Here is a 309-nt window from a genome sequence, read left to right on the forward strand (position 1 = left end):
CGCTTTAATCTGCAAACTCGATTGAGAGAAAAGGGTTACCTAGGACGAGACGAGTCTCTGAATGTGCCTATTTCTTTAACCAATTTTAACCTTGCCGCCTCTATTGCAGAAAGTAGTGATGTCATCTTCCATTTACCGACTCCCTACGCTAAGCAAGTTGCCAAGACTGGAAAGCTGATTCTAAAAGAGGTGCCTGAAGATATACGCTCAGACAAAGAGCAGGTCTATGTGTATTGGCACAAACGCTTTCAAAACGATGGTATGTGCACTTGGTTCAGAGAGTTAATCAAAGAAGTGTATAGCGTGAGC

The 309-nt window shown here is 43.0% G+C and carries 1 pseudogene; it reads left to right on the forward strand.

Going from position 1 to position 309, the window contains the following annotated elements:
* Positions 1-309, forward strand: a pseudogene (locus tag AB4585_RS22795) (LysR family transcriptional regulator); the annotation flags it as partial.

Source organism: Vibrio sp. 10N.222.49.C9 (assembly GCF_041474985.1).
Taxonomy (GTDB): Bacteria; Pseudomonadota; Gammaproteobacteria; order Enterobacterales; family Vibrionaceae; genus Vibrio; species Vibrio crassostreae_C.